This window comes from Bacillus sp. 204(2023), assembly GCF_037027505.1.
Taxonomy (GTDB): Bacteria; Bacillota; Bacilli; order Bacillales; family Bacillaceae; genus Bacillus; species Bacillus subtilis.
On record NZ_JAXCHE010000002.1, the window covers coordinates 475,892 to 498,694 of the forward strand.

General features: G+C 46.6%; 2 protein-coding genes (1 of these 2 running past the window's edge). Both read left to right on the forward strand.

The genetic code is table 11. The features are described from left to right. Window positions 1-15,123 (forward strand): polyketide synthase PksJ, encoded by a 15,123-nt coding sequence (gene pksJ / locus WA279_RS06855; RefSeq protein WP_336154762.1) that lies wholly within the window; start codon window positions 1-3, stop codon window positions 15,121-15,123. After that, a protein-coding gene (pksL, locus tag WA279_RS06860; RefSeq protein ID WP_336154764.1) for a polyketide synthase PksL crosses the window boundary here: on the forward strand, window positions 15,107-22,803 show its 5' portion. Its footprint extends 5,902 nt past the window's final position; only the first 7,697 of its 13,599 coding nucleotides appear in the window; it begins with the start codon at window positions 15,107-15,109; its stop codon lies off the right edge, out of view. Before pksJ ends, pksL begins: the two co-directional genes overlap by 17 nt.

Sequence of the window (22,803 nt, forward strand, 5' to 3'; positions counted from 1 at the left end):
ATGAGAAATAATGATAATATCCGCATATTGGCTAATCCTTCTGTCAGTCATGGTGAGCCTTTACATATATCTGAAAAGCAGCCGGCAACAATACCTGAAGTTTTATACAGAACGGCGGCGGAGCTTGGGGATACAAAGGGAATCATTTATTTGCAGCCGGATGGAACTGAAGTTTACCAATCATACAGACAATTATGGGATGATGGACTGCGCATTGCGAAGGGGCTTCGCCAATCAGGCCTGAAAGCAAAACAAAACGTGATTTTGCAGCTTGGTGACAATTCACAGCTTCTCCCTGCGTTCTGGGGGTGCGTGTTAACAGGGATTGTTCCGGCTCCGTTAGCCGTTCCGCCAACGTATGCTGAATCGAGCAGCGGCACTCAAAAGCTGAAAGACGCATGGACGCTTCTTGACAAGCCAGCGGTGATCACGGACCGGGGGATGCACCAGGAAATGCTCGATTGGGCAAAAGAACAAGGGCTTGAAGGGTTCAGGGCAATTGCTGTAGAGGATCTGATCAGCGCTGAAGCGGACACAGATTGGCATCAATCCAGTCCCGAAGACTTAGCGCTTTTATTGCTGACTTCAGGCAGTACGGGAACGCCCAAAGCAGTTATGCTTAATCATCGTAACATTATGAGCATGGTGAAAGGGATTATTCAAATGCAAGGCTTCACCAGAGAGGATATTACGTTTAACTGGATGCCGTTTGACCATGTCGGAGGGATCGGAATGCTGCATTTGCGGGATGTTTATCTTGGCTGTCAGGAAATTAACGTCTCAAGCGAAACAATCTTAATGGAGCCGTTGAAATGGCTGGATTGGATTGATCATTACCGAGCTTCTGTTACGTGGGCGCCGAATTTTGCGTTTGGTCTGGTCACTGATTTTGCAGAAGAAATAAAAGATAGGAAATGGGATCTGTCTTCAATGCGATACATGCTAAACGGCGGTGAAGCAATGGTAGCCAAGGTAGGGCGCAGAATACTTGAGCTTTTAGAACCACATGGACTGCCCGATGACGCTATCCGACCTGCATGGGGAATGTCCGAAACTTCATCGGGCGTTATTTTTTCTCATGAATTTACCCGGGCTCGAACAAGTGATGATGATCATTTTGTTGAAATAGGCTCTCCAATCCCCGGCTTCTCTATGAGAATTGTGAATGACCATAATGAATTGGTTGAAGAGGGCGAGATCGGCCGTTTTCAAGTCTCGGGTCTTTCTGTTACTAGCGGTTATTACCAGCGGCCTGATTTGAATGAGAGTGTGTTTACAGAAGACGGCTGGTTTGAAACCGGAGATCTTGGCTTTTTGCGAAACGGGCGCTTAACCATAACAGGCCGTACGAAAGATGCAATTATCATTAACGGCATTAATTATTACAGTCATGCAATTGAGTCTGCTGTTGAAGAATTATCTGAAATTGAAACTTCTTATACTGCTGCCTGCGCTGTCCGTCTGGGCCAGAATTCAACAGATCAGCTGGCTATCTTCTTTGTTACTTCCGCAAAATTAAATGATGAGCAGATGTCTCAGCTTCTTAGAAACATACAATTCCATGTCTCACAGGTGATCGGAGTCACCCCGGAATATTTGCTGCCTGTACAAAAAGAAGAGATTCCAAAAACGGCTATCGGAAAGATCCAGCGCACCCAGCTAAAAACTTCATTTGAAAATGGAGAGTTCGACCACTTGCTACATACACCCAATCGGATGAACGATGCGGTCCATGATGAGGAGATACAGCAAGCAGACCAGGTGAAAAGAGTAAGGGAAGAAATACAGAAGCATCTGCTCACCTGTTTGACTGAGGAGCTGCATGTTTCCCGCGATTGGGTGGAGCCAAATGCAAATATCCAAAGTCTTGGTGTGACTTCTATCAAGATGATGAAGCTCATTCGATCGATTGAGAAAAACTATCATATCAAACTAACAGCCAGAGAGATACATCAATATCCTACAATTGAACGCTTAGCCAGCTATCTATCAGGACATGAAGACCTCAGCAGTTTGTCTGCTGACCAAGACACATATAAAACCGAACCGGAAAGGAGTCAGGCAACTTTTCAGCCTCTCTCTGAGGTTCAAAAAGGATTATGGACATTGCAAAAAATGTCACCCGAAAAAAGTGCATATCACGTACCTCTCTGTTTTAAATTTTCGTCAGGGCTTCACCATGAAACATTCCAGCAGGCTTTTGGCCTTGTATTGAATCAGCACCCAATCTTAAAGCACGTCATCCAAGAGAAAGACGGAGTGCCATTTCTTAAAAATGAGCCAGCACTTTCAATTGAAATCAAGACAGAAAATATCTCAAGTTTGAAAGAGTCTGATATTCCTGCTTTTCTTAGAAAGAAGGTAAAGGAACCGTATGTAAAGGAAAACAGCCCGTTAGTGCGTGTCGTGAGCTTTTCCAGATCTGAACAAGAGCATTTTTTATTAGTTGTCATTCACCATTTGATTTTTGACGGAGTATCGTCTGTCACATTTATACGCAGTCTGTTTGATACCTATCAGCTTCTTTTAAAAGGACAGCAGCCGGAAAAAGCTGTTTCTCCTGCCATTTATCTTGATTTTGCGGCATGGGAGAAAAACATGCTTGTCGGCAAAGACGGTGTGAAGAATCGTACATATTGGCAGAAACAGCTATCGGGAACTTTGCCGAATCTTCAGCTGCCTAAGGTCAGCGCAAGTTCAGTCGATTCTGAGTTTAGAGAGGATACATACACCAGGCGGCTGTCCAGCGGCTTCATGAATCAGGTCAGAATGTTTGCGAAAGAGCATTCTGTAAATGTCACGACGGTATTCTTAAGCTGCTATATGATGCTGCTTGGCCGTTACACCGGCCAAAAGGAACAGATCGTCGGCATGCCGGCCATGGTGAGGCCGGAAGAAAGATTTGATGATGCCATTGGACATTTTCTCAATATGCTCCCGATTCGGAGTGAGCTGAACCCGGCAGACACATTTTCTAGCTTTATTTCAAAATTGCAATTAACGATATTGGATGGGCTTGATCATGCAGCATATCCTTTTCCAAAAATGGTGAGGGATCTGAATATTCCTCGCAGTCAAGCAGGTTCACCGGTATTTCAAACCGCTTTTTTCTATCAGAATTTTCTTCAATCCGGAAGCTATCAAAGCTTGCTGAGCCGCTATGCTGACTTCTTTTCTGTCGATTTCGTTGAGTATATTCACCAAGAGGGCGAATACGAATTAGTATTTGAACTGTGGGAAACAGAAGAAAAAATGGAGCTGAACATCAAGTACAATACTGGTCTGTTTGATGCGGCTTCTATATCCGCCATGTTTGACCATTTTGTTTATGTAACAGAGCAGGCGATGTTGAATCCTTCTCAGCCTTTAAAAGAGTATTCTTTATTACCTGAGGCAGAGAAGCAGATGATTCTCAAAACATGGAACGCCACAGGAAAAACGTATCCATATATCACTTTTCATGAGTTGTTTGAGCAGCAGGCGAAAAAGACGCCTGATAGAGCGGCTGTCAGCTATGAAGGTCAAACATTGACGTATCGGGAGCTTGATGAAAGAAGCACACAGCTGGCCATTTATTTGCAGGCGCATGGAGTGGGTCCTGACCGTCTGGCGGGGATCTATGTGGATCGATCGCTGGACATGCTAGTGGGTTTATTAGCGATCCTCAAGGCTGGGGGAGCGTATGTGCCGCTAGACCCGTCCTATCCAGCTGAACGATTGGAGTACATGCTTGAGGACAGTGAAGTTTTCATTACACTGACGACATCGGTATTAGTAAATACGTTGAGTTGGAATGGTGTCACAACAGCTCTTTTAGATCAAGATTGGGATGAAATTGCTCAAACAGCCTCTGATCGAAAAGTGCTTACACGCACTGTCACGCCGGAGAACTTGGCATATGTCATTTATACATCCGGCAGCACAGGAAAGCCAAAAGGTGTCATGATACCGCATAAAGCTTTGACAAACTTTCTCGTTTCGATGGGGGAAACACCAGGTCTTACGGCAGAGGATAAAATGCTTGCTGTCACAACCTACTGTTTTGATATCGCAGCTCTGGAATTATTTTTGCCTTTAATAAAGGGCGCACACTGCTATATTTGTCAAACGGAGCATACAAAAGACGTTGAAAAACTGAAACGGGACATCCGCACGATCAAACCGACAGTGATGCAGGCAACCCCTGCTACGTGGAAGATGCTCTTTTATTCAGGCTGGGAAAATGAAGAGAGCGTGAAAATTTTATGCGGAGGCGAAGCATTGCCTGAGACATTAAAACAATATTTCCTGCATACGGGCAGCGAAGCCTGGAATATGTTCGGGCCAACCGAAACAACTATCTGGTCAGCGGTTCAGCGTATTAACGATGAATGCTCTCATGCCACGATAGGAAGGCCAATCGCCAATACACAAATCTATATTACGGATTCTCAGCTCGTGCCAGTGCCGGCAGGTGTCCCGGGTGAGCTGTGCATTGCAGGAGACGGTGTGGCGAAGGGCTACTACAAAAAGGAAGAATTAACGGATTCGAGATTCATTGACAACCCTTTTGAGCCTGGGTCTAAGCTTTATAGAACGGGAGACATGGCCCGCTGGCTTCCGGGAGGGCGAATTGAATATATAGGCCGCATCGATAATCAAGTAAAAATCCGCGGATTCCGTATTGAACTTGGTGATATTGAAAGCAGGCTTAGTGAGCATCCCGGCATTCTGGAATGCGTTGTGGTCGCAGATATGGATAACCTAGCTGCCTATTATACAGCTAAACATGCAAATGCTTCTCTCACAGCGAGAGAGCTGCGTCATTTTGTGAAAAACGCTTTGCCTGCCTATATGGTGCCTTCTTATTTTATTCAGCTTGATCATATGCCGTTAACTCCGAACGGAAAGATAGATAGAAACAGCCTTAAGAATATCGATTTATCAGGGGAGCAGCTAAAGCAAAGGCAGACCTCTCCTAAGAACATTCAGGATACTGTTTTTACCATTTGGCAGGAAGTGCTGAAAACGAGTGACATTGAATGGGATGACGGATTTTTCGATGTGGGCGGGGATTCTCTTCTCGCGGTCACTGTGGCTGATCGCATCAAACATGAACTATCCTGTGAGTTTTCTGTCACAGACCTGTTTGAGTATTCAACCATTAAAAATATCAGCCAGTACATCACTGAACAGCGAATGGGCGATGCAAGTGACCATGTGCCGACAGAACCGGCAGCTCATATAGAAGATCAGTCTACCGAGATGAGTGATCTCCCGGACTATTATGACGATAGTGTGGCGATTATTGGCATATCGTGTGAATTTCCAGGGGCAAAAAATCATGATGAATTTTGGGAGAACCTCAGAGACGGCAAGGAAAGTATTGCGTTTTTCAATAAAGAAGAGCTTCAGCGCTTTGGCATTTCAAAGGAGATAGCGGAGAATGCCGACTATGTCCCTGCTAAAGCTTCAATTGAGGGGAAAGACAGATTTGATCCAAGCTTCTTTCAAATCTCTCCTAAAGACGCTGAATTTATGGACCCTCAGCTTCGGATGCTGCTGACTCATTCATGGAAAGCAATAGAAGATGCCGGTTATGCTGCGGGACAGATTCCGCAAACCAGTGTTTTTATGTCGGCAAGCAATAATTCTTATCGCGCGCTGTTACCGTCAGATACAACAGAGAGCCTGGAGACGCCGGACGGCTATGTTTCGTGGGTGCTTGCACAGAGCGGGACGATTCCGACAATGATTTCTCATAAGCTCGGGCTGAGAGGGCCAAGCTATTTCGTTCATGCCAACTGCTCATCATCTCTGATTGGATTGCATTCTGCCTATAAAAGCCTCCTGTCGGCTGAATCTGATTATGCTTTAGTTGGCGGTGCAACGCTGCATACTGAGTCAAATATCGGATATGTGCATCAGCCTGGGCTGAACTTTTCGAGTGATGGACATATTAAAGCTTTTGACGCTTCAGCTGACGGAATGATAGGCGGTGAGGGCGTTGCTGTTGTATTGCTGAAAAAAGCAGCTGATGCAGTAAAGGACGGGGATCATATCTATGCCTTGCTGAGAGGCATTGGTGTAAATAACGACGGCGCTGACAAAGTCGGCTTTTATGCTCCAAGCGTTAAAGGCCAGGCTGACGTGGTCCAACAGGTCATGAATCAAACGAAGATACAGCCTGAATCCATCTGCTATGTAGAAGCACACGGAACCGGAACGAAGCTGGGGGACCCGATCGAGCTCGCGGCTTTAACAAACGTTTACAGGCAATATACAAATAAAACGCAATTTTGCGGCATTGGGTCGGTGAAAACCAATATCGGACATTTAGATACAGCCGCCGGTCTTGCGGGCTGCATTAAGGTCGTGATGAGTCTTTATCATCAAGAGCTTGCACCGAGTATCAATTATAAGGAGCCGAATCCAAATACAGACTTAGCCAGCTCTCCTTTTTACGTCGTCGATCAAAAGAAAACGTTAAGCCGTGAGATCAAAACGCACAGGGCTGCACTTAGCTCGTTCGGGCTTGGCGGGACAAATACCCATGCTATTTTTGAACAATTCAAAAGGGATTCAGATAAGGGAAAGATAGACGGAACCTGCATCGTCCCGATCTCGGCGAAAAATAAAGAGAGGCTGCAAGAGTATGCCGAAGACATTCTGGCCTATTTGGAAAGAAGAGGGCTTGAGAACAGCCAGCTGCCTGATTTTGCGTATACCCTTCAGGTGGGGCGCGAAGCGATGGAGCATCGCGTTGTCTTTATTGCCGATCATGTAAATGAGTTAAAACAGAGGCTCACAGATTTTATCAATGGAAATACAGCGATTGAAGGCTGTTTTCAAGGAAGTAAGCACAATGCCAGAGAGGTTTCATGGCTGACGGAGGATGAGGACAGCGCTGAACTCATACGTAAGTGGATGGCCAAAGGAAAAGTAAACAAGCTTGCAGAAATGTGGAGCAAGGGAGCGCATATAGATTGGATGCAGCTTTACAAGGGTGAGCGCCCAAACAGAATGAGTCTGCCGACTTATCCATTTGCAAAGGAACGATACTGGCCGTCGCAGGATGACCGCAAACCGGTGGCGCAGATATCCGGAAATCAGACAGGGATCGGCTCTATTCATCCATTGCTTCATCAGAATACATCTGATTTTTCTGAACAGAAATTCAGTTCGGTTTTCACTGGTGACGAATTTTTCCTGAGAGACCATGTGGTAAGAGGAAAGCCTGTGCTTCCTGGTGTTGCGTACCTTGAAATGGTGTACGCGGCTATAAACCAGGCGGCAGGAAGTGAAATTGGCCAAGATGTCAGAATCAGATTGAATCATACAGTCTGGGTTCAGCCTGTTGTGGTTGACAGACATTCAGCTCAAGTGGATATCAGTCTCTTTCCTGAAGAAGATGGAAAAATCACCTTTGACATTTACAGTGCACAGGAAGACGGGGACGACCCTGTTATTCATAGTCAAGGCAGTGCGGAGCTGGCATCTGCCGCCGAAACGCCAGTCGCAGACCTCACTGAAATGTCACGCCGCTGCGGCAAAGGAAAGATGTCGCCTGATCAATTTTACGAAGAAGGCAGAAGCAGAGGAATGTTCCATGGCCCGGCCTTTCAAGGAATTAAGAATGTGAATATAGGAAACAGAGAGGTTTTGGCGCAGCTGCAGCTTCCGGAAATCGTTTCTGGAACGAATGAACAGTTTGTGCTGCACCCAAGTATCATGGACTCCGCCTTGCAGACAGCAACGATATGCATCATGCAGGAATTGACGGATCAAAAGTTGATTTTGCCATTTGCGCTTGAGGAACTTGAGGTGATCAAAGGGTGTTCTTCTTCTATGTGGGCTTATGCTCGCTTAAGTGACAGCGATCACTCCGGAGGGGTTGTTCAGAAAGCGGATATCGATGTCATTGACGAGAGTGGAAGCGTATGTGTCAGGATCAAAGGATTTTCAACGAGAGTATTAGAAGGGGAGGTTCATACTTCAAAGCCTTCATCACGGCACGAACGCTTAATGCTTGAACCGGTGTGGGAAAAACAGAATGAAGAACGAGAGGACGAAGATCCTTCGTACACGGAGCATATCATTGTTCTCTTCGAAACTGAACGAAGTGTCACAGACAGCATTGCCTCCCACATGAAAGATGCCCGTGTGATTACTCTAAACGAAGCTGAAGGACATATTGCTGAACGTTATCAATGTTACATGCAGAACATTTTTGAACTCCTGCAAAGCAAGGTCCGTGAGCTTTCTGCAGGCCGTATCATCATTCAAGGGATTGTTCCGCTGGAAAAAGAGAAGCAATTGTTTGCCGGCGTTTCCGGTCTGTTTAAAACAGCAGAAATAGAGTTCAGCAAACTGACTGCTCAGGTCATCGAAATTGAGAAACCTGAAGAGATGATAGACCTTCACCTCAAGCTGAAAGACGACAGCCGGAGACCATTTGACAAACAGATTCGATATGAGGCAGGACACCGTTTTGTGAAAGGCTGGAGGGAAATGGTGCTTCCTTCAGCTGATACGCTTCACATGCCGTGGAGAGACGAAGGTTTTTATCTAATCACAGGCGGAGCAGGAAGCTTAGGCCTTCTGTTTGCAAAGGAAATTGCCAATCGAACTGGCCGGTCTACTATTGTGCTGACGGGACGATCTGTTTTAAGTGAGGATAAGGAAAGCGAACTGGAGGCTCTTCGAAGCATCGGAGCGGAGGTTGTCTATCGAGAGGCTGATGTAAGTGATCAGCATGCGGTTCATCATCTTTTTGAGGAAATCAAAGAAAGATATGGCACTCTCAATGGAATTATTCACGGTGCAGGCAGCATTAAAGATCACTTCATCATTCATAAAACGAATGAAGAGTTTCAAGAAGTATTGCAGCCAAAAGTGAACGGGTTGTTACATGTAGACGAATGCAGCAAGGATTTCCCATTGGACTTTTTCATTTTCTTCTCATCTGTTTCGGGATGTTTAGGAAACGCTGGACAAGCCGATTATGCGGCAGCCAATTCGTTTATGGATGCATTTGCTGAATACCGCCGTTCTCTTGCGGCATCAAAAAAGAGATTCGGCTCCACCATTTCCTTCAATTGGCCGTTATGGGAAGAAGGCGGTATGCAAGTCGGCGCTGAAGATGAAAAGAGAATGCTGAAAACGACGGGAATGGTCCCGATGCCGACAGATAGTGGCTTGAAAGCATTTTATCAAGGGATAGTATCTGATAAGCCGCAAGTTTTTGTGATGGAAGGACAGCTTCAGAAAATGAAACAAAAACTGCTTTCCGCAGGATCGAAAGCCAAGCGGAACGATCAGAGAAAGGCGGATCAGGATCAAGGACAAACTAGAAAGTTGGAAGCAGCCTTAATCCAGATGGTTGGCGCAATTTTGAAAGTAAACACAGACGATATCGATGTCAACACAGAGCTGAGTGAGTACGGATTCGACTCAGTTACATTCACTGTCTTTACAAACAAGATCAACGAAAAATTTCAGTTGGAGCTAACACCGACCATTTTCTTTGAATATGGTAGCGTCCAAAGCCTGGCTGAATATATAGTTGCTGCGTATCAGGGCGAATGGAATCAAGATGCTACTGCTAAAGGCATAGATGAAAGAACAAACTTAGTGCACAGTTTAAGCAGCCTGGAGGCATCATTAAGCAACATGGTCAGTGCAATTTTAAAAGTAAATAGTGAAGATATTGATGTCAATACAGAGCTGAGTGAATACGGATTTGATTCCGTTACATTTACGGTTTTTACAAACAAGATTAACGAAGAATTTCAGTTGGAGCTAACACCGACCATTTTCTTTGAATATGGAAGCATCCAAAGCCTGGCTGAGTATTTGACTGCTGAACATGAGGACACCCTGGTTCAGGAGCGCGAAAAACCAGAGGGGCAGGAAGAGTTACAGACAAAATCCCCTGAAGCGCCGAAAATCACATCACGTAGAAAGCGCCGCTTTACACAGCCTGTTATTGCAAAAGCAGAAAGAAACAAAAAGCAGGCTGCCGATTTTGAGCCGGTTGCAATTGTCGGCATCAGCGGCCGATTCCCTGGCGCTATGGATATAGACGAATTTTGGAAAAACCTAGAAGAAGGAAAAGACAGCATCACAGAAGTTCCAAAAGATCGATGGGATTGGCGGGAGCATTATGGAAACCCAGACACTGACGTCAATAAAACCGACATCAAATGGGGCGGGTTTATTGATGGTGTCGCAGAGTTTGATCCGTTGTTTTTTGGTATTTCGCCGCGAGAAGCTGATTATGTAGACCCTCAGCAGCGCTTGTTAATGACATACGTGTGGAAGGCACTGGAAGATGCGGGTTGCTCGCCGCAAAGCCTTTCGGGTACAGGGACTGGTATCTTTATCGGTACGGGAAACACCGGTTATAAAGATCTATTCCATAGAGCGAATCTTCCAATTGAAGGCCATGCTGCTACAGGTCATATGATTCCTTCGGTAGGCCCGAATAGAATGAGTTATTTTTTAAATATTCATGGTCCGAGCGAGCCAGTAGAGACGGCTTGTTCCAGTTCTCTTGTAGCCATTCACCGTGCTGTGACTGCGATGCAAAACGGTGATTGTGAGATGGCGATCGCTGGAGGCGTGAATACGATCTTAACCGAGGAGGCGCATATTAGCTACAGCAAGGCGGGGATGCTCAGCAAAGACGGCAGGTGTAAAACCTTCTCTGCCGATGCGAATGGCTATGTCAGAGGCGAAGGGGTCGGAATGGTCATGTTGAAAAAGCTGGAAGATGCCGAGCGCGACGGAAATCATATTTACGGCGTTATTCGGGGCACGGCGGAAAATCACGGCGGAAGAGCCAATACCCTGACATCGCCTAATCCGAAAGCACAAGCTGATTTGTTGGTGCGTGCATATCGCCAAGCAGGCATAGATCCAAGCACTGTCACATATATCGAAGCACATGGAACAGGGACGGAATTGGGCGATCCGATTGAAATAAATGGGCTGAAAGCCGCGTTTAAGGAACTATCCAATATGAGAGGCGAGAGCCAGCCGGATGTTCCGGATCACCGTTGCGGCATCGGCTCAGTTAAAAGCAATATCGGTCATTTAGAGCTAGCAGCAGGTATTTCCGGTTTGATCAAAGTGCTTTTGCAAATGAAGCATAAAACGTTAGTGAAAAGCCTGCATTGCAAGACGCTTAATCCTTATCTTCAGCTGACTGACAGTCCGTTTTACATCGTTCAGGAAAAACAGGAATGGAAGTCTGTCACAGATCGTGACGGAAACGAGCTTCCGCGCCGTGCCGGAATCAGTTCGTTTGGGATTGGCGGAGTAAACGCGCATATTGTGATTGAAGAATATATGCCAAAAGCAAATTCAGAACACACGGCTACAGAACAGCCAAACGTAATTGTGCTGTCGGCTAAAAATAAAAGCAGGCTGATGGATCGTGCTTCGCAATTGCTTGAGGCGATTCGCAATAAAAAATATACAGATCAGGATTTGCACCGCATCGCTTACACCCTGCAAGTCGGGCGCGAAGAAATGGATGAGCGTCTGGCGTGTGTTGCGGGGACGATGCAGGAACTTGAAGAGAAACTGCAGGCGTTTGTTGACGGTAAGGAAGAAACAGACGAATTTTTCCGGGGACAGTCTCATCGAAATAAAGAGACCCAAACTATTTTTACAGCAGATGAAGATATGGCGTTGGCACTTGATGCTTGGATCAGAAAAAGAAAATACGCCAAACTTGCTGATTTATGGGTCAAAGGGGTCTCAATCCAGTGGAACACATTATACGAAGAGACCAAACCGCGCCTGATCAGCCTCCCTTCATATCCGTTTGCGAAGGATCACTATTGGGTGCCGGCAAAGGAACATTCAGAAAGAGACAAAAAAGTACTGGTTAATGCGATTGAAGATCGCGCCCCATGTTTTTTGACGAAACAATGGAGTTTGAGTCCAATTGGCTCAGCAGTGCCGGGGACAAGAACTGTTGCCATCCTGAGCAATCATGAGACAGCAGATTTAGCAGCAGAAGTGTCTTCGTATTTTCCGAATCATCTCTTAATAGATGTGAGCCGGATAGAAAATGATCAGTCAGACATTGATTGGAAAGAGTTTGACGGCCTAGTGGATGTCATCGGATGCGGTAAAGATGATGAGGGCCGGCTGGATTGGATTGAATGGGTGCAAAGACTGGTTGAATTCGGGCATAAAGAGGGGCTCAGGCTGCTTTGTGTGACGAAGGGGCTCGAATCGTTTCAAAACACATCTGTCCGGATGGCTGGCGCCTCACGGGCTGGGTTGTATCGAATGCTCCAATGCGAGTACAGCCATCTTATATCAAGGCATATGGATGCTGAGGAGGTTACTGATCATCGCCGTCTCGCGAAGTTGATCGCTGATGAGTTTTATTCCGATTCTCATGATGCCGAGGTTTGCTACAGAGATGGTTTACGGTATCAAGCTTTTCTAAAAGTTCATCCGGAAACAGGTAAGGCCACGGAACAGAGCGCGGTCTTCCCGAAAGATCATGTGCTTCTCATTACAGGCGGCACACGAGGCATCGGACTATTATGCGCCCGTCATTTTGCAGAGTGCTATGGAGTGAAAAAACTGGTGCTGACCGGACGAGAACAGCTTCCTCCGCGAGAGGAATGGACTCGTTTTGACACCTCGAACACATCAGTTGCCCAGAAAATCCAGGCAGTGAGGGAGCTAGAAGCGAAGGGTGTACAGGTGGAGATGCTGTCGCTGACGTTATCTGATGATGCTCAGGTTGAGCAAACGCTGCAACATATCAAGAGAACATTAGGACCGATTGGCGGTGTCATTCATTGTGCAGGTCTGACGGATATGGATACGCTGGCATTTATCCGAAAAACTTCAGATGATATCCAGCGGGTGCTGGAACCTAAGGTGTCAGGTCTTATAACGTTATATCGCCATGTGTGTAACGAGCCTTTACAGTTTTTTGTCTTATTTTCTTCTGTTTCAGCCATTATTCCGGAGCTTTCGGCAGGACAAGCTGACTATGCGATGGCCAATAGCTATATGGATTATTTTGCAGAAGCACATCAGAAACATGTGCCGATCATCAGTGTTCAGTGGCCGAACTGGAAAGAAACCGGTATGGGTGAAGTGACAAATCAAGCGTATCGGGACAGCGGCTTGTTCAGCATTACGAATTCAGAAGGCTTACGTTTTCTAGATCAAATTGTATCGAAAATGTTCGGACCGGTTGTTCTCCCTGCAATGGCGAATCAAACAAACTGGGAGCCGGAACTGCTGATGAAGAGGAGGAAACCGCATGAGGGCGGTTTGCAGGAAGCTGCTTTACAGAGCCCGCCAGCCAGAGACATTGAAGAGGCCGATGAAGTTTCCAAATGTGATGGATTATTATCTGAAACACAGTCCTGGCTTGTTGATCTGTTTACCGAAGAGCTGAGAATAGATCGTGAAGACTTCGAGATTGACGGGTTGTTTCAGGATTATGGCGTGGATTCGATCATTTTGGCACAGGTGCTCCAGCGTATAAACCGCAAATTAGAGGCAGCGCTCGATCCATCGATTCTATATGAATACCCGACAATTCAAAGGTTTGCAAATTGGCTGATCGGTTCTTATTCCGAAAGGCTGTCCGCTTTATTCGGAGGCAGGATATCGGATGCATCAGCACCTTTGGAGAACAAAATAGAGGCGGAGGCATCTGTTCCTGCGGAGGATCGAGCTCTTATACCTCAGATTCAGGCGCCAGCGATTTTGTCACCGGACTCTCATGCAGAAGGTATTGCCGTTGTCGGACTCTCTTGCCGATTCCCTGGAGCAGATACATTGGAATCATATTGGTCGTTACTATCCGAGGGGCGTTCGTCAATCGGCCCGATTCCGGCAGAGCGTTGGGGCTGTAAGACGCCATATTATGCCGGCGTGATTGATGGCGTCAGCTATTTTGATCCTGATTTCTTTTTGCTTCACGAAGAAGACGTAAGGGCGATGGATCCGCAAGCACTGCTCGTGTTGGAAGAGTGTCTGAAACTCTTGTATCACGCCGGTTATACACCTGAGGAAATAAAGGGCAAGGCCGTCGGTGTTTATATCGGAGGCAGAAGCCAGCACAAACCTGATGAAGACAGCCTTGATCATGCCAAGAATCCGATCGTGACAGTCGGCCAAAATTATTTAGCGGCTAATCTTTCACAATTTTTTGATGTCCGCGGCCCGAGTGTTGTAGTTGATACCGCATGCTCGTCAGCTCTGGTCGGCATGAATATGGCCATTCAGGCGCTGCGTGGCGGAGATATTCAATCCGCCATAGTCGGCGGTGTCAGCTTGCTGAGCTCAGATGCCTCTCACAGGCTGTTTGACCGGCGCGGCATTTTAAGCAAGCATTCATCCTTCCATGTGTTTGATGAGCGTGCTGACGGAGTTGTGTTAGGTGAAGGCGTCGGAATGGTTATGCTAAAAACCGTAAAACAGGCACTGGAAGACGGAGATACCATATATGCTGTCGTGAAAGCGGCCTCGGTCAATAACGACGGAAGAACGGCGGGGCCTGCAACACCTAATCTTGAGGCGCAAAAGGAAGTCATGAAAGATGCGCTTTTCAAAAGCGGAAAAAAACCAGAGGACATCAGCTACCTTGAGGCAAACGGGTCAGGTTCAATCGTAACCGATCTCCTTGAGCTAAAAGCGATCCAATCAGTGTACCGTTCTGGGCACTCATCGCCTCTTTCTCTTGGCTCAATCAAGCCGAACATCGGGCATCCGCTATGTGCTGAAGGGATCGCCAGCTTCATTAAGGTTGTGCTGATGCTGAAAGAGCGCCGCTTTGTCCCATTTTTATCAGGTGAAAAAGAGATGGCGCATTTCGATCAACAGAAAGCGAACATCACGTTCAGCCGAGCCCTGGAAAAATGGACAGATTCGCAGCCTACTGCGGCTATTAACTGCTTTGCCGATGGGGGGACGAATGCCCATGTCATCGTAGAGGCGTGGGAAAAAGATGAAAAACACGCCATCAAGCGCAGTCCAATATCGCCTCCTCAATTAAAGAAACGAATGCTTTCGCCAGGCGAGCCAAAGCAGGAAGCGGAGACTTCAAAAATGACTGCGGCAAACATATGGGATACTTATGAGGTGGAGGTCTAACGTGAAAAAGATAACGAAACAACTCACATTATCGTTAAAAAATCCGTTTATTTATCACCATGTGGTTTACGGACAAAATGTCCTGCCGGGATTGGCTTATATCGATATAATCTACCAGATATTCAGAGAACACGGTTTCTCCTGCTCAGAGCTTCAGCTGCGGAATTTATCCATCTATCAGCCATTGACGGCGGAACAGGATGCAGTAATTGTTCTGAATATCCAATGCGCGGAGAAAAAAGAAGGACAGTGGCAAATCACAGCCAAGGGAATTGAAAAACGTGATGGGAAAGAAGCTTCAGAAGAAAAGCTCTATATGAAGGCTGACATGCACGCAGACTCCCCAGCCATATTTGAAGAAACACTAGATCTCAGTCAAATCAAAGCATCTGCACAGAACGTTGTTCAGCTTGATGATGTATATGAACAATGCAGACGTCAGGAATTGGTGCACAGCGAATATATGAAAGCAAGTGGCTGCATCTATGAAGAGGAAGACGGCGTCCTTCTTGAGCTTTCTCTCGGTTCGGAAGCCATGCTTCACGCAGAAGGCTTTATGTTTCACCCGACTCTCATAGACGGGAGCGGGGTGGGTGCCAATCATTTGCTCACATCTTTGCTTAAAGGAGAGCAGAGGCTGTATTTGCCTCTGTTCTATGAATCCTTTTCAGCTTCTGCACTTTTGCAAACGGATTGCATGACAAGAATTAAGCGCTCCTCCGTCCGGCGGGAAAAAGAGCTGATTTATGTAACACTTGAATTTTTTAATGCGTCGGGAGAAAAAGTGGCTGAGTTGAAAAACTTTACAAGCAAATTGGTGCGAGAAGCGGAGCTGATTAGAGGAAAACATCAAGATGCACAGGAGACACAGATGACAAGAGCGGACACTGCTGAGCGTGATAAACCTGCTGACATGGTATCTTCTCCCGTTAATTCCTTTAGTGGGGCTGAACAGTTCGTAAGCCAATTAATCGCAGAGAAAATCAATAAGCCGGTAGAACAAGTTGAAAAACATGTCGGTTATTACCAAATGGGACTGAATTCATCGGGCTTGCTTGAGGTGGTAGAAACGATCAGTGATAAGATCGGTGAGAGCCTTTCGCCGACTCTTCTGTTTGAGCATACCACCATAGCGGAGCTGTCAGCGTTTCTTGCCGAGGAATATGCTGAGCATTTTAGTGCCGCTGGTTCCCTTGACCTTGGCCAGAATGAAAGAGAACGCGTTTCCGACACAATAAACGATCGTAAGACTGTTGAAGCTTCTCATGCTGTACCTATTGAGGCAGCAGGCGACATTGCGATTATCGGCTTGGCGGGCAGGTATCCGAAGGCAGCCAATATTCATGAATTTTGGAACAATCTGAAAGAGGGGAAGGACTGCGTTAGCGAGATTCCTGAGTCGCGCTGGGATTGGCAGCGACTTGAAGGAATCACATCTCCTTCGGGTAAGGACATTTCCAAATGGGGAGGATTTATTGATGATCCCGACTGCTTCGATCCCCAATTTTTCAGAATCACGCCAAGAGAAGCGGAGACAATGGACCCACAAGAGCGGCTGTTTTTAGAAACATGCTGGGAAACGATTGAGGATGCGGGCTATACGCCAAAGACGTTGGCCAAGCCTAAAGGACGAAATAAAAGGCAGCATGTAGGAGTTTTTGCAGGCGTCATGCACAAGGATTATACATTAGTCGGAGCTGAAGAAGCATCAGCAGAAAATGTGTTTCCTCTTTCGCTCAACTATGCGCAAATCGCCAACCGTGTTTCTTACTTTTGTAATTTCCACGGTCCGAGTATGGCTGTCGATACGGTATGTTCATCCTCTTTGACCGCAGTGCACTTGGCGTTGGAAAGCATACGTCACGGTGAGTGCGATGTTGCGTTAGCAGGCGGAGTGAACCTGTCTTTGCACCCGAATAAATATATGACATACGGGGTCTGGGATATGTTTTCCACTGACGGACACTGCCGTACGTTTGGAAAGGATGGGGACGGTTATGTGCCTGCCGAGGGTATAGGCGCGGTTTTATTAAAGCCTTTGCGCCAGGCGGAGGAAGACGGAGATCGCATTTATGCGGTTATTAAAGGAAGTACTGTGAATCATGTGGGCACTGTAAGCGGCATTTCAGTGCCGAGCCCTGTTTCTCAAGCTGATCTGATTGAGACATGCTTGGAGAAAACGGGAATCGATCCGCGGACGATCAGTTATGTGGAAGCCCATGGTACCGGCACGTCCTTAGGAGACCCGATCGAAATACAGGGATTAGTGAAAGCGTTCCGCCAATATACGCAGGATCGGCAGTTCTGTTCAATCGGTTCTGTAAAGTCAAACATTGGGCACGCCGAATCCGCCGCGGGGATCAGCGGTTTAAGCAAGGTTGCCCTTCAGCTTCACCATCAAAAACTTGTGCCTTCTTTGCATTCGGAAGAACTGAATCCGTACGTTGATTTTGAAAAGTCTCCATTTTATGTACAGCATGAAACAGAAACGTGGAAGCAGCCTGTTATCAAGGAGAATGGGGAAGACGTCCCTTATCCGCGACGGGCGGGGATCAGTTCCTTCGGAGCAACAGGTTCAAACGCACATATTATCCTTGAGGAATATATTCCTCAAACAGCGGTGCAGGACGTTTCTTTCGATTCTGACATATCCGCAGTTATTCCGCTTTCTGCCCGTAATCAAGAACGTCTCCGTGTATATGCAAAACGTCTCTTGGATTTTCTTCATAATGGGATTCAGATTAGAGATTTGGCGTATACATTGCAGGTAGGCCGTGAACCGATGGAAGAACGGGTTTCTTTCTTAGCATCCGGAATTCAAGAATTGAGTGACCAATTGAAGGCTTTTATAGAAGGACGAAAAGCCATTCAGCATTGCTGGAAGGGCCGCGTGTCAAGAGGAAGCGAACCATCGCGTCCCGCCGAATCGGTACATAAATTGCTGGAGCAAAGAAAACTCGATCAAATTGCGGAGCTGTGGGCGAACGGATCTGGTGTTGACTGGAAGCTGCTTTACGAGGGAAACAAACCAAAGCGGATCAGCTTGCCGACTTACCCATTTGAGAGGGTGCGTTATTGGGTGCCGAAAGCGGAGAAAAAGACTGATCGTTCAAAACAGGAGCGGCACATCCTGCATCCTCTTCTGCATCAAAATGTGTCCGACATATCGGGTGTCCGCTTCCGTTCAGCGTTTACAGGACGTGAATTTTTCTTGAAGGATCATGTCATAAAGGGCGAACACGTTTTACCTGGCGCAGCTTTATTGGAGATGGTTCGGGCAGCTGTGGAAAGGGCAGCTGCGGATCAGTTCCCGGCAGGATTCCGGCTCCGGAATATCGTCTGGGTCCGGCCGTTCGCCGTCACGGAACAGCAGAAAGATATAGATGTACGTCTATATCCTAAGGAGAATGGTGAGATTACATTTGAAATCTGCCGGGACCCTGAAAGCGCAGAGGAGTCGCCGATTGTATATGGGCAAGGGAGTGCAGTGCTTTGTGAGGCTGGTGAAAATCCGGTTATCAACATTGAAGAACTGAAGGCAAGCTATAATGGCCGGACGGTGTCACCTTTTGATTGCTACGAGGCTTATACAGAAATGGGTATTCATTATGGTGACAGCCACAGAGCGATCGACAGCCTATATGCCGGCGAAAACGGAGTTCTAGTGAAATTGACGATGCCTCCTGTAATCTCTGATACAGAAGACTGTTATATTCTGCATCCGAGCATGATAGATTCGGCATTTCAAGCATCTATCGGTTTGAGGCTGGGAGGAGCTACGAGTTTAGAAGACAGAAAGGCAATGCTGCCTTTTGCCATACAGGATGTCCAAATCTTCAAAGGCTGCGAGGCATCTATGTGGGCGCGGATCACATATAGCGAGGGCAGTACAGCTGGGGATCGTATGCAGAAGCTTGATATCGATTTATGCAATGAAGAGGGGCAGGTTTGCGTGCGATTGACGGGCTATTCTGCAAGAGTGTTAGAAACAGGTCAAGAAGATCCTTCTGAAGCGACTGACACGCTATTGTTCGAACATATTTGGGAAGAACGTGCTGCAGAGAGGCAAGAGCTCATAGAGTACGACACACATAAAGTCGTTGTCTGTGATGTTGGAGAACAAATGGAAAGCCTCCAAAATCATCTTGACTGTACAGTTCTGCAGCATGATACAGAGACAATTGATGAACGGTTTGAAGGTTATGCCATACAGTTATTTGAAGAAATCAAACAGCTAATGCACTCAAAAACAGGGGGACATACATTCATTCAAGTGGCGGTGCCTGCGTTGGACGAGCCTCAGCTATTAAGCGGCTTAACTGGATTGCTCAAAACGGCTGAACTGGAAAATCCAAAACTGACAGGACAGTTGATCGAAATAGAAACCGGGATGTCAGCTGGTGACCTATTCGAAATATTGGAGGAAAACAGACGCTATCCGCGTGACACGCATATCCGCCACTGGCAAGGAAAGCGATTTGTAAGCAAGTGGAAAGAAGTATCTGGTGAGCACCTAAGAGCTGACATGCCATGGAAGGATAAAGGCGTGTATCTGATCACAGGCGGTGCAGGCGGTCTTGGATTCATCTTTGCAACTGAAATTGCGAACCAAACGAATGACGCGGTTGTGATCCTGACAGGACGCTCTCCGCTTGATGAAAGGAAGAAGAAGAAGCTTCAAGCCTTACAGAAACTTGGCATCCAAGCGATTTACAGACAAGCTGATCTGGCTGACAAACAAACGGTTGATGCCTTATTAAAAGAAACCCAAAACGTTTACGGAGACTTAGATGGCATCATTCACAGCGCCGGTTTAATAAAAGATAATTTCATTATGAAGAAAAAGAAAGAAGAGGTTCAAACCGTTCTTGCTCCAAAGGTCACAGGACTGGTTCACCTTGACGAAGCAACGAAAGATATTCCGCTCGATTTCTTTATCCTTTTTTCCTCAGGTGCCGGAGCAGTAGGAAGCGCGGGACAGGCTGATTATGCAATGGCCAATGCATTTATGAATGCATTCAGCGAATATCGAAATGGCCAAGCAGAGCTGCACAAGCGTTACGGAAAAACTCTTTCAGTGTGCTGGCCGCTGTGGAAAGACGGGGGCATGCAAATTGATGCGGAAACTGCAAGGATGCTGAAAAGAGAAACAGGCATGGTGGCCATGGAAACAGATCGTGGGATTCAGGCGCTATATCATGGCTGGACGTCAGGAAAGCCGCAAGTGTTAGTTGCTTCCGGTGTTACTGATCGGATTCGTGCATTTTTACATGAAACGGGACATGGCAATGGCCAATCTCACAATATCAAAAAAAGCAGTCTCAATCAGGAGGCAGAAAAAGCAGACATGATCGGGGAAATTGATGAAGAGATACTAAGAGAAAAAGCGGAGAACTATTTTAAACAGGTGCTTTCTTCGGTGATTAAGCTGCCAGCCGGCCAGATTGATGCTGAAGCTCCTCTCGAGGATTACGGGATCGATTCTATCATGATCATGCATGTAACGGGTCAATTAGAAAAAGGATTCGGTTCTTTGTCCAAGACGTTGTTCTTTGAATATCAGGATATTCGCTCATTAACACGGTATTTTATTGATTCCCACAGAGAAAAACTGCTGGACATCTTGGGAATTGAAACAGGAAAACCTTCTGTTGAAAGAAAATCAGAACCTGAAAAACAAGAAATCCCAGTTACCCCAAGAAAGTCTGGATTTCTTCCTTTGCAAGATAAAGAGCAGAAGCAGTTAAGAGAGAAGGAAACGGAAGAAATCGCAATCATCGGTATCTCAGGTCGCTATCCGCAGGCAGACAACATTGATGAATTGTGGGAAAACCTGAGAGACGGTCGAGACTGTATTACTGAAATTCCTGCAGACCGCTGGGATCACAGTCTTTATTATGACGACGATAAAGACAAGCCTGGAAAAACCTACAGCAAGTGGGGAGGCTTCTTGAAGGATGTAGACAAGTTTGATCCGCAGTTTTTCCATATATCGCCGCGTGAGGCAAAATTAATGGACCCGCAAGAGCGTTTATTTTTGCAGTGCGTGTATGAAACGATGGAAGACGCAGGCTATACAAGAGAGAACCTCGGCCGTAAGCGTGATGCTGAGCTTGGCGGAAGCGTCGGTGTTTACGTCGGTGTCATGTACGAAGAATATCAGCTGTACGGGGCACAAGAGCAGGTGCGGGGAAGGTCTCTGGCTTTAACGGGAAATCCATCATCCATCGCAAACCGGGTATCTTATTATTTTGATTTTCACGGACCGAGTATTGCATTAGACACCATGTGTTCTTCTTCTTTAACGGCTATCCACTTGGCCTGCCAAAGCCTGCAGCGCGGAGAGTGTGAGGCGGCATTCGCGGGCGGCGTGAATGTGTCAATCCATCCAAATAAATATTTGATGCTCGGGCAGAACAAATTTATGTCCAGCAAAGGCCGGTGTGAAAGCTTCGGACAGGGCGGAGACGGCTATGTGCCGGGGGAAGGCGTTGGAGCAGTGCTTCTGAAGCCATTGTCTAAAGCAGTTGAAGATGGTGATCACATTTATGGAATCATTAAGGGGACAGCCATTAACCACGGGGGAAAAACAAACGGGTACTCAGTGCCCAATCCAAATGCCCAAGCAGATGTCATCAAAAAGGCGTTTGTGGAAGCGAAGATTGATCCGCGGACAGTCAGTTACATCGAAGCACACGGCACGGGAACCTCTCTCGGTGACCCTATTGAAATCACAGGGCTGTCCAAAGTGTTTACGCAAGAAACCGATGACAAACAATTTTGTGCAATAGGGTCAGCCAAATCAAATATCGGGCACTGTGAGAGTGCGGCAGGTATCGCAGGAGTAACGAAGGTATTGCTCCAAATGAAATACAGGCAGCTTGCGCCTTCCCTGCATTCAAACGTGCTGAACCCGAATATTGATTTCCTTAACTCGCCGTTTAAAGTACAGCAAGAGCTAGAAGAGTGGAAGAGGCCGATCATCAGTGTCAATGGCAAAGACATCGAATTACCGAGAATCGCAGGAGTCTCTTCATTTGGTGCCGGGGGTGTGAACGCCCATATTTTAATAGAAGAGTATGCTCCGGAACCTGTGGAGGAACGTTTACCAGGGAGGAAACAGCCGGCTGTCATTGTGCTCTCAGCAAAAAATGAGGAAAGACTTCAGAAACGCGCGGAGCGATTGCTGCATGCCATTCGTGAACAAACATATGTTGAAGCAGATTTACACCGAATTGCCTATACGCTTCAAGTCGGACGGGAAGCGATGAACGAACGGCTGGCGTTCGTTGCGGAATCGATGCGGGAGCTTGAAGAAAAGCTGAATGAATGTATCTCTGGAACAGAAAATCGTGAATATGTCTATCGCGGACAAGTAAAGCGCAACAAGGAAGCCATTGCTGCTTTTGCTGCTGATGAGGATATGTCAAAAACAATTGAGGCATGGCTGCAAAAAGGAAAATATGCGAAGGTTTTAGACCTGTGGGTAAGAGGTTTGCGAATCGACTGGAGCACGCTATATCAGGATCAAAAACCGCGGCGCATCAGTTTACCTGCCTATCCTTTCGCAAGAGATCGCTATTGGATAGACGTACATGCAAAGGCTGAGGAAAAAAGAACGGAGGAGCCATTCGCTCCAGTACAGCCCGTCATTCCAAAGCCGTCTGTAGCCAGAGAAGC

Excerpts from the sequence above, each read along its gene's own strand:
- pksJ (WP_336154762.1), top strand. The coding sequence starts at position 1 with ATGAGAAATAATGATAATATCCGCATATTGGCTAATCCTTCTGTCAGT.